Here is a 14811-nt window from a genome sequence, read left to right as displayed (position 1 = left end):
TTAAGCCAAGATGCCGTCCGGTGCATCACAAATCTTCGCCCCCCTTAATCGCGCAGGAATATCTCTTCGATCGGCATGGCAAAAAGGTCTGCAATGCGGAACGCCAGCGGCAGGGACGGATCATATTTCCCCGTCTCGATCGCGTTGACCGATTGCCGCGAAACCTTGAGCCGGTCAGCGAGATCCGCCTGCGACCAGTCTCGCTCGGCGCGGAGAACCTTGAGCCGGTTCTTCATGCGTTGAGTCCGCGCATACGATAGAAAAAATAGCCGAGGCCCCAGGACGATATCAATATCGCCACGAGATTGTCCGCGCTCATCGTGCCCAGCTGCTTTTCGAAAACAAGCCAGACCATATTGGCAAAAATGGCGGTGATGATCGCGACAATGGCGCCATTGGCCATCATCTGGAAAAAATAATCCTCCAGTTTGCGGCGGTCCAGCGCGGCTGCATAAGTTGCGATATAGGATATCAGCAGAACCAGCAGCGATGCGCCGATAATCTTGACGGCCGGCGTGACATTGGCCGGGCGCACCTCGTGCGGATCGAATATCGAAACCGCGAGCAGGCTGAGACCGACCAGCAGGATGAAGCCGAACATCCAGTCCGGTTTCAGCAGGCGGCAGAATCGCTGCCAGATGCCGGGAGAGGCGTTGCCGGTCATCCCGTCGCTCCCAGCAACAGGATCACCAGCGCCGCCCACATCGCGATATTTTCGTTCGGGGTCATCGCGCGCCCTTGGCATTTTCTCAATCTCATCGTCAGTCTCCATCAAGTTCCATGGACATTATGTCATGCTTCCTTGACTTAAATGACCGATTCGCTCACAAATGTCAAGCTAGCATGACATATTGTCGCTGGTGGTTGATACACCGCCCGCCGTCCCTGTGTCCTTAACTCCGATGATTGTTGATCTTCCGGCCTGCTGGCGCTAGATGAGCCGCATGGTTCGGATAACGATCACAACCAGGGGCACTATCACCTCCCATTCCGGGGGACGGATGGTCGCGGCCTGATCGCATCCACCGCCACCCGGTTTCGGGTGGACGGTGTCTCTTCCTGAAATCGCGGATAAAACAGCAGACACCATCTTCCGGCGCGCGGTTTTCTATGCCATGGCGCTTCACGATGAATATTGAGATATTGCGATGACCGACCAGATCAAAATCACCCTTCCCGACGGCAGTGCGCGTGAAGTGGCCAAGGGCACGACCCCCGCACAGATTGCCGCCGACATCGGACCGGGCCTGGCGAAAGCGGCGCTGGCTGCCAAGATTGACGGCGAGCTGCGCGATATCATGCGGCCCCTTGAGGAAGATACCGAGCTTGCGCTCGTCACTTCGCGTGATGAGGAAGACGCGCTGGAACTGGCGCGGCACGACTATGCCCATGTGCTGGCAGAAGCGGTGCAGAATCTGTTCCCCGGCACGCAGATCACCTTTGGTCCGTCAACCGACGATGGTTTCTATTATGACTTCGCCCCCGCCGGCGATCCCTTCACCGACGAAGATCTGCCGAAAATCGAAGAAGAAATGCAGCGGATCATCGCCGCCGACAAGCCGCTGCGCCGGGAAGTCTGGGAGCGTGACGATCTGATCGCGCGCTGGCAGAAGGATGGCGAGACGTTCAAGGCCGAATGGGCTGCCGAACTGCCCGAGGGCGACGAGATCACCGTCTACTGGTCTGGTGACGACTGGATGGACATGTGCCGCGGCCCGCATCTCGCCTCGACCGGCAAGCTTGATCCAAAGGCGTTCAAGCTGATGCGCGTGTCCGGGGCCTATTGGCGCGGCGACCAGCGAAACCCGCAACTGTCGCGCATCTACGGCACCGGCTGGCTCAACAAGAAACAGCTCAACGCCCATCTCGTCCGGCTCGAGGAAGCGGCCAAGCGCGACCATCGCAAACTCGGTCAGGAAATGGACCTGTTCCATATCCAGTCCGAAGCGCAGGGCAGCATATTCTGGCATGCCAAGGGATTTGTCATCTGGCGCGAGCTGGAGGCCTATATGCGCCGCGCCATCGACGGCGCCGGCTATGACGAGATCAAGACGCCGCAATTGATGGATGTCCATCAATGGGAACAGTCCGGCCACTGGGGCAAATATAGCGAAAATATGTTCGCAGTCCCCGACGAGGTGCCGGATGCCGAAAGCGACGGCCCTGTGGTCACCGGAACCGAAGGCATGATGGCGATCAAGCCGATGAACTGCCCGGCCCATGTGCTGGTCTTCCGCCAGGGGATCAAAAGCTATCGCGACCTGCCGCTGCGGCTGTTCGAACATGGCTGCTGTCACCGCAACGAGCCCCATGGCGCGCTGCACGGATTGATGCGGGTGCGCCAGTTCACCCAGGATGACGCCCATATTTTCTGCCGCGAGGACCAGATTGTCGAGGAAGTGCAGGCATTCTGCGCGCTGGCAAATCGTGTCTACAAGGAAATGGGCTTTCAAAGCTTCTCCATCAAACTGGCGCTGCGCCCAGATAACCGTTTCGGGTCCGATGAGGAATGGGACAAGGCCGAGGAGGAATTGCGCCAGGCGGTGGTCGACGCCGGTATGGCGACGGAGGAATATGGCTGGGAAGAATTGCCCGGCGAAGGCGCTTTCTATGCGCCGAAACTGGAATGGCACCTGACCGACGCGATCGGCCGGACCTGGCAGGTCGGCACGATCCAGTCGGACCGCGTGCTCCCCGAACGGCTCGATGCGAGCTATGTCGGCGAAGACGGCGACCGCCATCGTCCGGTCATGCTTCACCGCGCGATTTTCGGCAGCTACGAACGGTTCATCGGCATATTGATCGAGCATTTTGCCGGGAAAATGCCGCTCTGGCTGGCACCGACCCAGGCGGTCGTCGCCACCATCGTGACCGACGCCAATCCCTATGCCAAACAGGTTGTGGAAAAGCTGAAGGCCGCCGGTATCCGGGTCGAAGCCGACCTGCGCAACGAAAAGATCAATTACAAGGTGCGCGAACATAGCGTCGGAAAAGTGCCCAATATCCTGGTGGTCGGCATGCGCGAGGCCGAAGAAGGCAAGGTTGCCTTGCGCCGCCTGGGCCAGAAGGAACAGCAGTTCCTGACGCTCGACGAAGCCGTGGCCATGCTGAAGGACGAAGCGCTGCCGCCAGACTTGAAATTGGCGTAAAAGTCACGATATATGGCCGGTCGCTGTTGCATTCCAACAACGGCTGTCATGGCCAATGACGCTTTCGCCATCAACAGGGCTTTATTCCGGCAAGCTTTGCCGCTAATGAGCCACCATAGATTAACACTCAGGAGTAATTAACATAGCTGCACCCCCTCGCCGCCCCATGCCGCCCGTCAAAGGCGGACCGCGCTTCAACGATCTGATCAAATCCGACACCGTAAGGGTCATCGACGACAAGGGCGAGAACCTTGGCGTGATGAACACGAGGGAAGCGATCGAGCGAGCAGCAGAAGTTGGCCTCGACCTGGTCGAGGTCTCTCCGAACGCGCAGCCACCGGTTGCCAAATATCTCGACGTCGGCAAATTCAAATATGAGGCCCAGAAAAAGGCCAATGCCGCGCGCAAGACGCAAAAGGTTCAGGACGTCAAGGAAATCAAGATGCGTCCGAATATCGACGATCATGATTATAACGTCAAAATGCGCAACGTTAACAAGTTCATCGACAATGGCGACAAGGTCAAAGTGACCCTGCGCTTTCGTGGTCGCGAAATGTCGCACCAGCAGCTCGGCATGCAATTGCTCGTCCGGGTGCAGGAAGACATGAAGGAAACCGCGAAGGTCGAGGCCTATCCCAAGCTGGAAGGCCGGCAGATGCTGATGGTGCTCAGCCCGAAATAGCGCGGGCTGCTATCCTTCAGCTGGTGCGCCGGTAGCGTGCATCGATGAATTCCGCCACCAGATCGAAGCTTTTCCGGGCATCCTTGGATCCAAAACGCTCGAGATGATGGCGTGGGCTGTCCCAATAGTTCATCCGGACCGGCACATGGGCAGCTTGCGCCTTTTCGGCCAGCTGGACGGCATCGTCAAAATGCATGTCATGCCGGCTGCAATGGATCGCGAGCGGTGGAAATTCGCGCAAATCAGCGTAGACTGGCGAAGCGCGCGGATCGGTCGGCAATGTGTTTCCGAGATAGAGTTTGGCGCTAAACGCAGCCGTTTCCATCCGGAACGGACTGCTACCACTCAGGCTTCTGGAGATATAGGACCAGCCCCGCATCGCCAGATCCCCCCATGGCGAGAACAGGATCGCCCCGCCCGGCATCGGCACCCTGCGCTCCCGCAACTCCAGCATCATCGCCAGCACCAGAGTGGCGCCTGCACTGTCGCCGGACAAAATGATCTGGCTCGGCGCCTTTCCGGCTTTGAGAATTGCCTCATATTGATCGGCCAGATCTTTGGCCGGCAGGGGAAACGGATATTCGGGTGCCAGACGGTGCTTGCCTATTACCGCTTCACATCCACAATGTTCGGCCAGACGAAAAGCCAGCCCCACCTGTTTCGGCGATGGTGGCAATATGAAACCGCCACCTGGTACGTAGAATAAGATCGGTTCCTCGAATTCTTCATCGGGCCAGTCGGCGTCCGCATAATCAGCGGCAAGCGGAGACGCCGGGTCGAAGAGCAGTTGCGTATCGGGTGGCGATTGCATGGCCGGGTTGAAAATTGCATAGGTCCCTCTCGCGGTTGCGGTCCGGTAAGCGGAAAGCAACCGGTCCCGTTCGACCGGGTCGACACCTTTGACGATTGCCGGTTTCAGAGAGCGAACCAGCATATTCTTGATGAACCGGTTTTCGAGCCGCGCGGCAAAATCGGAGAAACCCTTCGCCACTGGCGCCATTTGCGACTGGATGGCGTGGGCAATTTTATTCGCTTCCAGCTGGATCAGCCGGAGGTCAATGTCGCTATCTGCAATCGCAGGATATCCCGGGACAGAGGCTTCCATGACCATCCTTCTATTCCACCAGCGTAAAAAATGATAGAGGGGGTCAGGATGACGGACAGGAAACAGCAAGCGAAGCACAAAGAGGATCAGGTCGACTATATCCGTCCGTTCCTGAATCAGTTCCGCGGCGACGGCGTAAAAATCAGTTCCGAACCGGTTTGGGCGGAACGGGTAGAGGAGATCATCGCCAATCTTCCCGAAGAAACGCTGGACGGTATCGTTAGCCGTATCCGGCAATCGAGCGAAAACCAGTTCGTCGACTTCGCGGCCTTTGGCGAAGCCCATGGCCTGACGCCGGCAGAGATCAAGCTGGTCGACAGTATCGTCGGCGGTCTCTCCGTACCCGAACATGCCGAATGTCATGGAATTTCGGTCAATACCGCCCGTGTTCACATGCAACGGGTGCTGGAAAAAACCGGGTCACGGCGGCAGACGGATCTCCTTCGCAAGGTTTTCGGCCACTAGTGCCGCGGATGCGTCCCCACATTTGCATATAATATAAATGCATGATGCGCGGCTTGGGCCGTGCCCATATCCCGGTCGGCAAGGGTCAGCTTTGTCCAGGCAGGGAGTGAATCATGACACGAGTACAGATTGCGACAGCGTTATTGTTGGCCGGAACCGCCACCCACGCACAGGCGCGGGAGAGGCTGGACCTCGGCTCGGCGACTCCCGTGGCGGTTAGCGGAGCGGAAGATCTCGACACCCATGTGAACAGGCTGGTCGATATCGGCACCTTGTGCGGTCGGAACCGAGGAAACCCGGCCTATGGGGCCAACGCAACGCCCGGCAGGATGTCCGAAGTGCATATCCGCGGTTTCAAATCCGAATATGCCACTCGCTATGGCGCGGTGATGAACGAAATCCGGGTGCGGGGATCCCGTCCGCCTGCTCCTAAAAGCTGGCCGCTGCCCCCTCCCGAATTGCAACAGATTGAAATCTTGCAAACGCCGCCGGACCTGAAGTGCGACGTTTTTCCCGACATTAATACTCTCGCTGCCGGCGGCGGCCTGCCGTCATCCCCGCCGCCAGCCGACGCGTCTCTGGAAGTCGAGCCCCTGCCATCGGACGTCCTGTCCGGTCGCCCCGTCCCGACCGCCGCGGATATCAGGGCCGAGCTGGACGGGCTGGTGGAGTTGTGCCGAACCGGTGCCGACCCGGAGACCAATGCTTCGAGGATCGAGCGTTATAAGAGGCTGTTCGGCCAATGGCGCGAATTGAGGGCGATCCGGGACGACCTGCGCGAGCGATTGGTGACCAATGATCCGGACCTGAACCAGGAGGATGCGATCAACCAGCTGCGCAAGCTCGACCCGGCCATAGAGGGCGTGATATTCCCGAGCCAGCTCAAATGCCCGCCATCGCCAGAGGAACTGGCGCAATCGACATCGGACCGGACCGTGATCTATCGGGAATATTCGCCCTCGGTTGGCACAGACTATCTTGTCCAAATGGCCGGAATGTCGGCATATCCCGAGAGATTGCCCTCGGACGAGCAGCGCGAAGTCACCTACAAGCCCGATATATCGCCAGATAACGGTGTCCGCCCCGTCTTCGAGGAGCCAGCGGGCTCCTATGCGGAACCGCAAGACAAGTCCCGACTATACGGGGATGAGGTCTCTGTCTCTTTCACTGGCAGCTTGGGTAGCCTCGATCTCGGCAACCGGAATAGCGGCATTGGCTTCCAGCGCACGGGCGCAGGAACGGAAACCTTCGCCGACCCGGCAACAACGAAATTCGACAGCGCCGGCTTTTCTCTGGGCATCAACTACAAGCTCGACGACAAGTTCAGCCTGTATGGAAGCTACGGCTATAGCGAGGGTGATGCGCGCACCGAATTTTCCATAGCCGCCGGCGGGCCGGTAGATGTCGGCTTTGTCTATGGCGAGACGTCACCCAGCGGGTCAACCGGCCTTGCGATCGGCAACCGCGGAATAGCCGGCTTCAACCAGTCCGACTTCAGCCTGCATGAGTTTAAAGTCGGACTGGTCACCCCGATCGCCAATAAGGACGGGTTCAGCGCCTTCGCATCGGCCTTCGCCAATGTCCTGCTGTTCAACATGGACTTTGACAGCAAGGCGGAGTCGACGGTATTCGGATCGGTTCTCGAACAGAGCCGCGACCAAGGCGTTTCCAGCACCTATCTGGGGATCGGTGGCGGGCTCGGCATCAGGCAGGAAATCGGCCCCGGTGTCGCGCTGACCGGTTCTGCGGCCGGTGGTATCTACTATCGCGACAGCGACCTCTATGCGATGGAATGGAACAGCTGTGCCCTGTGCCCTCCGGCCGACCAGGATTTCACCCTCAGCTTCGATGAGTCGGATTCCGGCACGGCCTTTGCCGGCAGCCTGTCGGCGGCGCTGGAGTTCGATATCACACGGGATCTCAAATTCTCGATCGGAGCGGATGCCAGCTATCTCTCGGACATCGGAAAAATCATCAACCCCAGTTCCGGTGACCAGGTTTTGCAGGGCGAAACGACGCGACTGGAAACGGGCTCTGCATGGCGTTGGCGCGCAAAGGCGGGTTTCAAACTGGATTTGCGCTAGAGATGGGTGGCGCGATCAGTCGGCCTGGCTGCGCGCCATCCACAGCATGCCCATGCCTACCGCAATGGCAGAAAAGGCGAGTATTATTTCAAATTCCTGATTTACCATGCGCATCTGTCTAGCAGGCGACAGCTAACGGCTTATTAAATCCGTGACGTTTTTCTAGCCGACTGGCTTCGCGCGAAATTGCGCCGGGAAATGCCGCTTCAGATTGGCGACCTTCGGCTTGTCCCAGCGGACAATATAAGCCTGACGGGGGTTTTTCTGCATGAAATCCTGATGATAGGTTTCGGCCGGATAGAATGTCTTGTAGGTCTCGACCTTCGTCACGATCGGCCGTTTCCAGTAGCGGCCCTTTTCCAGCTGCGTGATATAGGCGCGGGCTGCCTTGGCCTGCGCACCGTTAATCGGCACCAGCGCGCTGCGATAATGTTTGCCCCGGTCCGGCCCTTGGGCATTGAGCATTGTCGGATCGGCAATCACCGAAAAGAATATCTGCATCAGCTTGCCATAGCTGACCTGGCGGGGGTCATAGACAACCCGCACCGCTTCGGCATGGCTGCTCAGTCCGGCGCTGACCAGCTTGTAGGACGCGCTGCGCTTGCTGCCGCCATGATAGCCGGAAGACGCGCTGATCACGCCCCTGGTATGTTCAAAAACCCCTTCGACGCCCCAGAAGCAACCGCCAGCGAAGATTGCTACGGCGCGCGATCCGCTTTCGGTTGCGTCAACACGCGGCACGGGGATGATCGTGGCTTTCTCTGCCGCATGGGCTTCCGCGACAAAAGCCGCCCCTCCATCATAACCACCGGACAGGACGCTCTGCGCTCCGGCCCAGACCACGGCGACACAGGCCAGGCTGGCGCCGAAGGCAATGGATCGGGAAAGGGTGGGCCCCACGGAGCCTAGCCCGCTATCTGTGCAACGGCGCTGACCGTGGAAGACAGGGTCTGGCCGGCATCCGACGGCTGGTCGGCGGGCTGCATGAAAAACAGCATCAGCGCGCCGGCGATAAAGCCGCCGCCGAGACTGTAGGTCAAATCGGATTTGAATAATTTCATCATCATCTGTTCCTTGGGGGTCATCCGCTGGTTCGAGTCGTCCCGCCTGTCGGTTACAGCAATTAATATAATATTCCTGTCGCCGCTGTGAACCTGATCACAAGATCATATTCAGTTTGTCCGCCGGAAGATTTTCTATCGGGATAGCGCTATTGTCGAACCTCATACGCCGGGCGGGCGCATCCGCCCGCTTGGCTATCGCGCCATGAGGCGCGGCGGACGCCATCTGTTATTGGCGCCCTTGCCTCGGCTGCGCCTCGGTTAGAAGCCAACCAATAGCGGGAGCGCCAAACAGACGCGAAGCGGAGGCAAGCGCGACCGCGCTCCCGAGCCTATGCGAGGAAAGCCAAGGGCGCGGATGCGCCCGCCCGGCGCATGAGCGTTTAAATCAACGCCGCGCAGGCCCGCTGGATTCGCGTGCAGGCTTCGGTCAGCAGATCTTCCGATGTCGCGTAGCTGATCCGGAATGCCGGTCCGAGGCCGAAGGCCGATCCGTGCACCGCCGCAACCTGCGCTTCTTCAAGCAAATAGGTGACCAGATCCTCGTCATTTTCGATCACCGCACCTTTCGGCGTGGTCTTGCCGATCAGACCGCTGGCATCCGGATAGACGTAAAAAGCACCTTCCGGCATCGGACAGGTCAGTCCCGGCGTATCGTTGATCATGGAAACGACCAGATCGCGGCGCTTCTCGAACGCGGCATTGCGCTCGACCAGGAAATCCTGCGGACCGTTGAGCGCGGCCACTGCGGCCGCCTGTGAAATCGAGCAGGGGTTGGAGGTCGATTGCGACTGCAACTTCGCCATCGCCTTGATCAGCCATTCCGGCCCGCCAGCATAGCCGATCCGCCAGCCGGTCATCGCATAGGCCTTGGACACGCCATTGACCGTCAATGTGCGGTCATACAGCTCGGGACAGACTTGCGCGATCGTCGCGAACGGGAAATCGGCATACCAGATATGCTCGTACATATCGTCGGTCATCACCATGACATGCTCGTGCGGCAATATGACCGCACCGAGCGCTTTCAGCTCGTCCGCGCTATAGGCTGCGCCGCTCGGGTTGGAGGGCGAGTTCAGCAGCACCCATTTGGTTTTTGGCGTGATCGCCGCTTTCAGCTGTTCGGGGGTAATCTTGTACCCCTGATCGGCCCCGGCCTCGACAATCACCGGACTGCCGCCGGCAAAATTCACGATATCGGGATAGCTGACCCAGTAAGGCGCGGGAATGATTACTTCATCGCCCTCGTCCAGCGTCGCCACCAGCGCATTGAACAACGTGTGCTTGCCGCCGCTGTTGGCGGTAATCTGCTTGGGCGTGTAGGTCAGGCCGTTGTCGCGGGCGAACTTGTCTGCGATCGCCTGTTTCAGCGCTGCCGTCCCGTCCACCACCGTATAATTGGTATCGCCGTCGCGGATCGCCTGGATCGCCGCTTCCTTGACGAAGTCGGGTGTGTCGAAATCGGGTTCGCCAGCCGAGAGGCCGATTACATCAATACCCTGGGCCTTCAGTTCAGTGACCTTTGCGGTCATTGCCAGCGTGGCAGAAGGTTGAATACGTCCGAGGGCTTTCGAGATTATGGTCATGGGAGATCCTGTCGCAGGGAATAAGCGTGACTGCCTAATATCATTGCTGCTGCACTGCAACAGGGAGAATAGGTCAGCTGCGTTTTTTCACAAACTCTGCTCGCAGTACGAGACCTTTTATGCCTTCGTGCCGGCAATCAATCTCCTGATCGTCATCGGTCAGCCGAATCGACTTGATCAACGTCCCGCGTTTCAGAGTCTGGCCCGCGCCCTTGACCTTGAGATCCTTGATCAGCGTAACGGCATCGCCATCGGCCAGCACATTGCCGACCGCGTCAAGCACTTCGGGCCTTGCCGCCTTTGCCGCGGCATCCTCCGGGCTCAGCCATTCGCCGGTTTCCTCGTCATAGACATAATCGCCTGAACCATCACTCATCACAAAGCCTCCAGTGCCTGCTGCATGTCGGCGATAATATCGTCGATATGTTCGATCCCGACCGACAGGCGTACCACGTCCGGCCCTGCCCCTGCAGCAACCAGTTCATCGCCCGACAGCTGGCTGTGTGTTGTCGAGGCGGGGTGGATGATCAGCGATCTCGTGTCACCGATATTGGCGAGATGGCTGAACAGCTTGACTGCCGACACCAGTTTCGTGCCCGCTTCATAGCCGCCTTTCAGGCCGAAGGTGAACACCGCCCCGCCCTTGCCGCCGAGATATTTCTGTGCCAGCGGATGATAGTCGCTGTCAGCCAGCCCGGCATAGGACACCCAGCTGACCTCGTCGCGCCCCTGCAGCCACTGCGCCAGGGCCAGCGCGTTGTCGCAATGACGCTCCATCCGTAGCGCCAGAGTTTCCATGCCGGTCAATATGTAGAAAGCGTTCTGCGGTGAGAGCGCCGGCCCCAGATCACGCAGCGACAGCGCGCGCGCCGCGAGAATGAAGGCCATCGGACCGAAAGCATCGGTAAAGACCTTGCCGTGATAGGACGGGTTGGGCTGGTTGAGAAAGGCGAATTTCTCGCTCTTCGTCCAGTCGAACTTGCCGCTGTCGATGATCAGGCCGGCGATGCTGTTGCCATGGCCGCCGAGAAATTTCGTGCCGCTTTCGACGACAATATCCGCGCCATGTTCGATCGGACGACAGAGTATCGGCGAGGCCATGGTATTGTCGACGATCAGCGGGATGCCCGCAGCATGGGCAATATCGGCGATGGCAGCAATATCCTGCACCACGCCGCCGGGATTGGCGAGACTTTCGATAAAGACGCAGCGCGTGTCATCGGTGATTGCGCCTTTGACCTCGTCCATATTGTCCGCATCGACAAAGCTGACGTTCCAGCCGAATTTCTTCACAGAATGGGCGAGCTGGTTGAGCGAACCGCCATAAAGTTTCTTCGCCGCGACAATATGCGCGCCGGGATCCATCAGCACATGGAAGACGAGCAGTTGCGCGGCATGGCCCGAAGCCACGGCCAGTGCCCCGACGCCCCCTTCCATCGCAGCAATCTTGCCTTCGAGCGCGCCGTTGGTCGGGTTCATGATCCGGGTATAGATATTGCCGAACGCATCGAGGTTGAACAGGTCGGCCGCGTGATCGACATCGTCAAAGACATAGGACGCCGTCTGGTAAATCGGCGTGATCCGAGCGTTGGTCGTCGGATCCGGTTCGGTGCCGGCGTGGACCGCCATGGTTTCAAGCTGCGGATTTTCCAGATGATCGGTCATGATGCGTCCTTGTGCAAAGAAATAAGCAGCGTGCCTAATATCAATGCGCCGTTACCGCAACCGGACTTCTGCCAGGTTCGCGCGGGCGAGACCGGATATCCCGCATATCCGATCCCTCTCTGCAAATATCTCGCGGTATTTTTGAAACTTTATCCGCCCTGCGCGTTGATTGGATGAAGCAGAGAAGGAAACAGACCATGAGCAACAATGATATGACCAATACAGCCGATCGCGACGAAATCCGCGAGGAATTCTGGGAATCGATCGCCGACAGCCCGTTCGTGATGATGGCGCTCGACGATGAACGCAAGCACAGCATCCCGATGCGCGCGCAGCTGGACAAGGATGCCAATAGCGCGATCTGGTTCTTCACCACGCGCGACAACCGGCTGGCCAAGGGCGGCCCGGCGATGATGCAATTTGTCTCCAAGGGCCATGATCTTTTTGCCTGTGTCTCCGGCAATCTGACCGAGGAAACCGACTCCGCGATCATCGACAAGCACTGGAGCAAGCCGGTCGAGGCCTGGTACGAGCAGGGCCGGCAGGACCCGAACCTGCTGATGCTGCGGCTGGACCTGCGCGACGCGGAAATCTGGGAAGCCGATCCCGGTATTGTCGGGATGTTCAAGATGATGACCGGCATGACCATGGACGGCGGGGAAATGGGCGACCATGCCCGGGTTGCGATCTAGAAGCGACCATCGCCGTTCAGGCGCGATCCACAGGGGTTGCAAGAAGAAGGAACGTAGCAGGTACAGGCCGGGAGCCCGCCCCGTTGCAGACTTCTGCGGCCCCGATTTTTTTCGGCCAGCCTGCCTGCAACAAATCCGGCTTCCGCGCGTTTCTTCAGCATGACCAATCTGTTTGCCGGACCCGACACCATTTCCTGGACGGAAGCCCTGTGGCGGCTTGGCGCGGCGACCCTGTTGCCCTTTCTGATCGGACTGGAGCGGTTCATCCGCCGCAAGCCGATCGACTTCCGCCCCTTCGTGATCATCTCTATCGCCGCCTGCGCGCTGGCGATTGGTGCGATGGAGCTGCTCGAATCCACCAGCGATCCGCAAAGCGACATCGACCCCAGCCGCGTCTTTGAAGGCGTGATCACCGGCATCGGTTTTCTCGGTGCCGGTGCGATGTTCCGCGAGGGCAGCTTTGTCCAGGGCGCGGGCTCTGCCGCCGCAATCTGGGCGGCTGGTGCGATCGGCCTGATCTGCGGTTTCGGTGAATTCTGGCTGGCGGCGATCATCACCGCCGTCATCCTGACCGTGCTGATCACCAGCGCGCCCTTCACCTCGCACTGGGACCCGGGCGAAGAAGACGGGACCGGCGGGTCCTGACTCGCCCAGTGCATCCATTTACCCCTCAAGCAAGCGAAGGAGACATATCATGCCAGCCCAATCCAAAGCCCAGCAACGCGCCGCCGGAGCGGCCCTGTCCGCCAAGCGCGGCGAAACCAAGGTCGGCGACCTCAAGGGCGCGTCCAAGGACATGTATGACAGCATGACTGAAGAGGAGCTGGAAGATTATGCCGGCACCGACCACGACGGCCTGCCTGAAAAAGTCGACGGCGACGGCTAGCCGGTCCATCCGCCCTATACCCACAGTCAGCGCCGCGCATGAAAAAGCCGGGCGAAATCGCTTCGCCCGGCTTCTTGTGTCTGGCCAGCCGCAGCTTACCAGTAAGGCGTCACCGTCCAGTAATTATAGACACTGGACTGATATTCGCGGTCATAGGCGCGGTCCGGTTCGTTGCCGGCAAAGCGCGGCGCGTCCATCAACTGCTCCTTGGTCACGTCGATGCGGTAGCCGTCGAGCTCGGTATCATAATCGAGTTTCGACCAGGGGATGCTGTGCTTCTCGTCTCCAATGCCGAGGAAGCCGCCGGCGGAAATCACCACATCGGTGACATTGCCGCCGCGCTTGTCGATCAGCAGCTTGTCAACCGATCCGATCTTGCCCTTGTCCGAGCCGTAGACAGCGGTGCCATCTACGCGGTCGCTGCCAATCACACTGTGGTTTTTCTCATCCTGTAACATCATCATTTCTCTCCTCTAGGTTTCAGGGCCCTTTGTCAGGGATAGCCCCATGGCGGGCCGAAGAAAGGGGGAAGGCCGGTGCCATGTGGCTACAGGGAATCTACGGACGCGCGCGCAGATCGTTCCGGATATTTCCGGAATTTTTTGAGGGCGGGGTAGGGCTCCACCCAGGGCACCCCAGCGGTTACCGATCACCCTCCCCGCCCAGCGGAAATTCAGCTAGATTCGCCCCGGAACAATTGAAGGTTGCGCCGGGCGCCGGCGGATGCGATCCTCGGACACAGTCATGATCAGGGAGCAAGCAGGATGAATTTCAGGATGACGGGCGCAGGCCTGACGGCGGCAATGCTGGTAATGACGAGCGGCACGGCCACCGCGGCAGCCCTTGCAACAGCCAGCACCGCCGCAATTGCAGAGCCGGATGCAGCGCCGGGCGCCGAAGCTTCCTCCGCCTTCATACCGGCCGATTTCGATGCTCCGACGCTGGTGGAAACCGAAAATTTCAAGCTTGTCCCGCTCGGCCCCGACCTCGTCGACATCGATTTCGCGGCCTATATGTCCTCGATCGAACATTTGCAGCAGACCTTCACCCGTAGCACCGGCTGGCCGCACAAGGATATTTCCGCTGCCGATGCGATGCGGGATATGGAAACCGAACAGGCCCGCTTCGCAAAACGCGAGTCCTTTGCCTATGCCGTACTGACGCCGGACGGCAGCCGCGAGCGGGGCTCGCTCTATGTCCGCCCGAGCAGCGTCGACGGCCATGACGCCGAGGTCCGCCTGTGGGTGACCAAGGCCGAATATGACGCGGGCTTCGATGCCGAACTCTATGCCTGGGCGCGCGGCTGGGTAGAAAGCGACTGGCCGTTCGAGAAGGTCGCCTATCCGGGCCGCGCGATCGACTGGGAGAGCTGGGACGCCCTCGTGGCGGCATCAAAGGCCGGCAAGGCCGACCAGTGATCGTGAACAGCCGCCGGA

17 protein-coding genes are annotated in these 14811 nt (G+C 59.4%); 8 read left to right on the top strand and 9 right to left on the bottom strand.

Features of this window, described 5'->3' with window-relative positions; translation table 11 throughout:
* Positions 1-44: 44 nt before the first annotated feature.
* Both ACHZCJ_RS15660 and ACHZCJ_RS15655 read right to left on the bottom strand, forming a co-directional pair.
* The gene (locus ACHZCJ_RS15660; protein ID WP_159644902.1) at positions 45-236 is read right to left on the bottom strand and encodes a helix-turn-helix transcriptional regulator; all 192 of its coding nucleotides are present in this window, start codon (positions 234-236) and stop codon (positions 45-47) included.
* On the bottom strand, positions 233-772 hold the full coding sequence (locus tag ACHZCJ_RS15655; RefSeq protein ID WP_394700147.1) for a hypothetical protein: 540 nt from the start codon (positions 770-772) through the stop codon (positions 233-235). The genes ACHZCJ_RS15660 and ACHZCJ_RS15655 overlap by 4 nt, the downstream gene beginning before the upstream one ends.
* A gap of 376 nt (positions 773-1148) precedes the next feature.
* On the opposite strand from ACHZCJ_RS15655, the gene thrS reads away from it, so the two are divergent.
* Together thrS and infC are read left to right on the top strand one after the other, a co-directional pair.
* Positions 1149-3149, top strand: coding sequence for a threonine--tRNA ligase (thrS, locus tag ACHZCJ_RS15650; protein ID WP_321327470.1), 2001 nt, complete (start codon positions 1149-1151; stop codon positions 3147-3149).
* Positions 3150-3315: 166 nt separating this feature from the next.
* A complete protein-coding gene (gene infC, locus ACHZCJ_RS15645) occupies positions 3316-3831 on the top strand; it encodes a translation initiation factor IF-3 (protein ID WP_159644947.1) in 516 nt (171 codons plus the stop codon).
* A 16-nt stretch (positions 3832-3847) separates the two neighbouring features.
* On the opposite strand, the gene ACHZCJ_RS15640 is transcribed toward infC, so the two are convergent.
* Positions 3848-4936 carry an alpha/beta hydrolase fold domain-containing protein gene (locus ACHZCJ_RS15640; RefSeq protein WP_321327469.1) on the bottom strand — a complete coding sequence of 363 codons (1089 nt, stop codon included), beginning with the start codon at positions 4934-4936 and terminating at the stop codon, positions 3848-3850.
* Positions 4937-4984: 48 nt separating this feature from the next.
* Between ACHZCJ_RS15640 and ACHZCJ_RS15635 the strand changes: the two genes are divergently transcribed.
* Together ACHZCJ_RS15635 and ACHZCJ_RS15630 are read left to right on the top strand one after the other, a co-directional pair.
* Positions 4985-5401, top strand: coding sequence for a helix-turn-helix transcriptional regulator (locus ACHZCJ_RS15635; protein WP_159644981.1), 417 nt, complete (start codon positions 4985-4987; stop codon positions 5399-5401).
* A gap of 113 nt (positions 5402-5514) precedes the next feature.
* Positions 5515-7485: a hypothetical protein gene (locus tag ACHZCJ_RS15630; protein WP_321327467.1), complete on the top strand. Its 1971-nt coding sequence runs from the start codon at positions 5515-5517 to the stop codon at positions 7483-7485.
* 162 nt (positions 7486-7647) lie between these two features.
* Here the strand turns inward: ACHZCJ_RS15630 and msrA are convergent, their stop codons facing one another.
* The 5 genes from msrA to ACHZCJ_RS15605 form a co-directional block, all read right to left on the bottom strand.
* Entirely contained in the window at positions 7648-8385 is a 738-nt protein-coding gene (msrA, locus tag ACHZCJ_RS15625) for a peptide-methionine (S)-S-oxide reductase MsrA (RefSeq protein WP_159645003.1), read from the bottom strand.
* 5 nt (positions 8386-8390) lie between these two features.
* Positions 8391-8549: a hypothetical protein gene (locus tag ACHZCJ_RS15620; RefSeq protein WP_159645008.1), complete on the bottom strand. Its 159-nt coding sequence runs from the start codon at positions 8547-8549 to the stop codon at positions 8391-8393.
* A 380-nt stretch (positions 8550-8929) separates the two neighbouring features.
* Positions 8930-10132 carry a pyridoxal phosphate-dependent aminotransferase gene (locus tag ACHZCJ_RS15615; protein ID WP_321327465.1) on the bottom strand — a complete coding sequence of 401 codons (1203 nt, stop codon included), beginning with the start codon at positions 10130-10132 and terminating at the stop codon, positions 8930-8932.
* 73 nt (positions 10133-10205) lie between these two features.
* Complete coding sequence (locus ACHZCJ_RS15610; RefSeq protein ID WP_321327464.1) at positions 10206-10508, bottom strand: alkylphosphonate utilization protein; 303 nt, start codon at positions 10506-10508, stop codon at positions 10206-10208.
* The gene (locus tag ACHZCJ_RS15605) at positions 10508-11797 is read right to left on the bottom strand and encodes an O-acetylhomoserine aminocarboxypropyltransferase (protein WP_159645039.1); all 1290 of its coding nucleotides are present in this window, start codon (positions 11795-11797) and stop codon (positions 10508-10510) included. Before ACHZCJ_RS15605 ends, ACHZCJ_RS15610 begins: the two co-directional genes overlap by 1 nt.
* Positions 11798-11994: 197 nt before the next feature.
* Here ACHZCJ_RS15605 and ACHZCJ_RS15600 point away from each other — a divergent pair, with 197 nt between their 5' ends.
* From ACHZCJ_RS15600 to ACHZCJ_RS15590, 3 genes are all read left to right on the top strand, one after another.
* Positions 11995-12489 (top strand): pyridoxamine 5'-phosphate oxidase family protein, encoded by a 495-nt coding sequence (locus ACHZCJ_RS15600; RefSeq protein WP_236553949.1) that lies wholly within the window; start codon positions 11995-11997, stop codon positions 12487-12489.
* Between the two features lie 159 nt (positions 12490-12648).
* A complete protein-coding gene (locus tag ACHZCJ_RS15595) occupies positions 12649-13134 on the top strand; it encodes an MgtC/SapB family protein (RefSeq protein WP_159645042.1) in 486 nt (161 codons plus the stop codon).
* A gap of 49 nt (positions 13135-13183) precedes the next feature.
* Positions 13184-13375 carry a DUF3008 family protein gene (locus ACHZCJ_RS15590; RefSeq protein WP_159645045.1) on the top strand — a complete coding sequence of 64 codons (192 nt, stop codon included), beginning with the start codon at positions 13184-13186 and terminating at the stop codon, positions 13373-13375.
* Positions 13376-13470: 95 nt separating this feature from the next.
* On the opposite strand, the gene ACHZCJ_RS15585 is transcribed toward ACHZCJ_RS15590, so the two are convergent.
* A complete protein-coding gene (locus ACHZCJ_RS15585) occupies positions 13471-13839 on the bottom strand; it encodes a PRC-barrel domain-containing protein (protein WP_236553950.1) in 369 nt (122 codons plus the stop codon).
* A 300-nt stretch (positions 13840-14139) separates the two neighbouring features.
* On the opposite strand from ACHZCJ_RS15585, the gene ACHZCJ_RS15580 reads away from it, so the two are divergent.
* A complete protein-coding gene (locus ACHZCJ_RS15580; protein WP_394700146.1) occupies positions 14140-14793 on the top strand; it encodes a twin-arginine translocation pathway signal protein in 654 nt (217 codons plus the stop codon).
* Positions 14794-14811: the final 18 nt, after the last annotated feature.

The organism is uncultured Parasphingorhabdus sp. (genome assembly GCF_963677535.2).
Taxonomy (GTDB): domain Bacteria; phylum Pseudomonadota; class Alphaproteobacteria; order Sphingomonadales; family Sphingomonadaceae; genus Parasphingorhabdus.
This window is presented reverse-complemented; position numbering and strand designations above follow the sequence as displayed.

Coding starts and splice junctions, on each gene's coding strand:
- ACHZCJ_RS15660 (WP_159644902.1), bottom strand. CDS start 236: ATGAAGAACCGGCTCAAGGTTCTCCGCGCCGAGCGAGACTGGTCGCAG.
- ACHZCJ_RS15655 (WP_394700147.1), bottom strand. CDS start 772: ATGGAGACTGACGATGAGATTGAGAAAATGCCAAGGGCGCGCGATGAC.
- thrS (WP_321327470.1), top strand. CDS start 1,149: ATGACCGACCAGATCAAAATCACCCTTCCCGACGGCAGTGCGCGTGAA.
- infC (WP_159644947.1), top strand. CDS start 3,316: ATGCCGCCCGTCAAAGGCGGACCGCGCTTCAACGATCTGATCAAATCC.
- ACHZCJ_RS15640 (WP_321327469.1), bottom strand. CDS start 4,936: ATGGAAGCCTCTGTCCCGGGATATCCTGCGATTGCAGATAGCGACATT.
- ACHZCJ_RS15635 (WP_159644981.1), top strand. CDS start 4,985: ATGACGGACAGGAAACAGCAAGCGAAGCACAAAGAGGATCAGGTCGAC.
- ACHZCJ_RS15630 (WP_321327467.1), top strand. CDS start 5,515: ATGACACGAGTACAGATTGCGACAGCGTTATTGTTGGCCGGAACCGCC.
- ACHZCJ_RS15620 (WP_159645008.1), bottom strand. CDS start 8,549: ATGATGAAATTATTCAAATCCGATTTGACCTACAGTCTCGGCGGCGGC.
- ACHZCJ_RS15615 (WP_321327465.1), bottom strand. CDS start 10,132: ATGACCATAATCTCGAAAGCCCTCGGACGTATTCAACCTTCTGCCACG.
- ACHZCJ_RS15610 (WP_321327464.1), bottom strand. CDS start 10,508: ATGAGTGATGGTTCAGGCGATTATGTCTATGACGAGGAAACCGGCGAA.
- ACHZCJ_RS15605 (WP_159645039.1), bottom strand. CDS start 11,797: ATGACCGATCATCTGGAAAATCCGCAGCTTGAAACCATGGCGGTCCAC.
- ACHZCJ_RS15600 (WP_236553949.1), top strand. CDS start 11,995: ATGAGCAACAATGATATGACCAATACAGCCGATCGCGACGAAATCCGC.
- ACHZCJ_RS15595 (WP_159645042.1), top strand. CDS start 12,649: ATGACCAATCTGTTTGCCGGACCCGACACCATTTCCTGGACGGAAGCC.
- ACHZCJ_RS15590 (WP_159645045.1), top strand. CDS start 13,184: ATGCCAGCCCAATCCAAAGCCCAGCAACGCGCCGCCGGAGCGGCCCTG.
- ACHZCJ_RS15585 (WP_236553950.1), bottom strand. CDS start 13,839: ATGATGATGTTACAGGATGAGAAAAACCACAGTGTGATTGGCAGCGAC.
- ACHZCJ_RS15580 (WP_394700146.1), top strand. CDS start 14,140: ATGAATTTCAGGATGACGGGCGCAGGCCTGACGGCGGCAATGCTGGTA.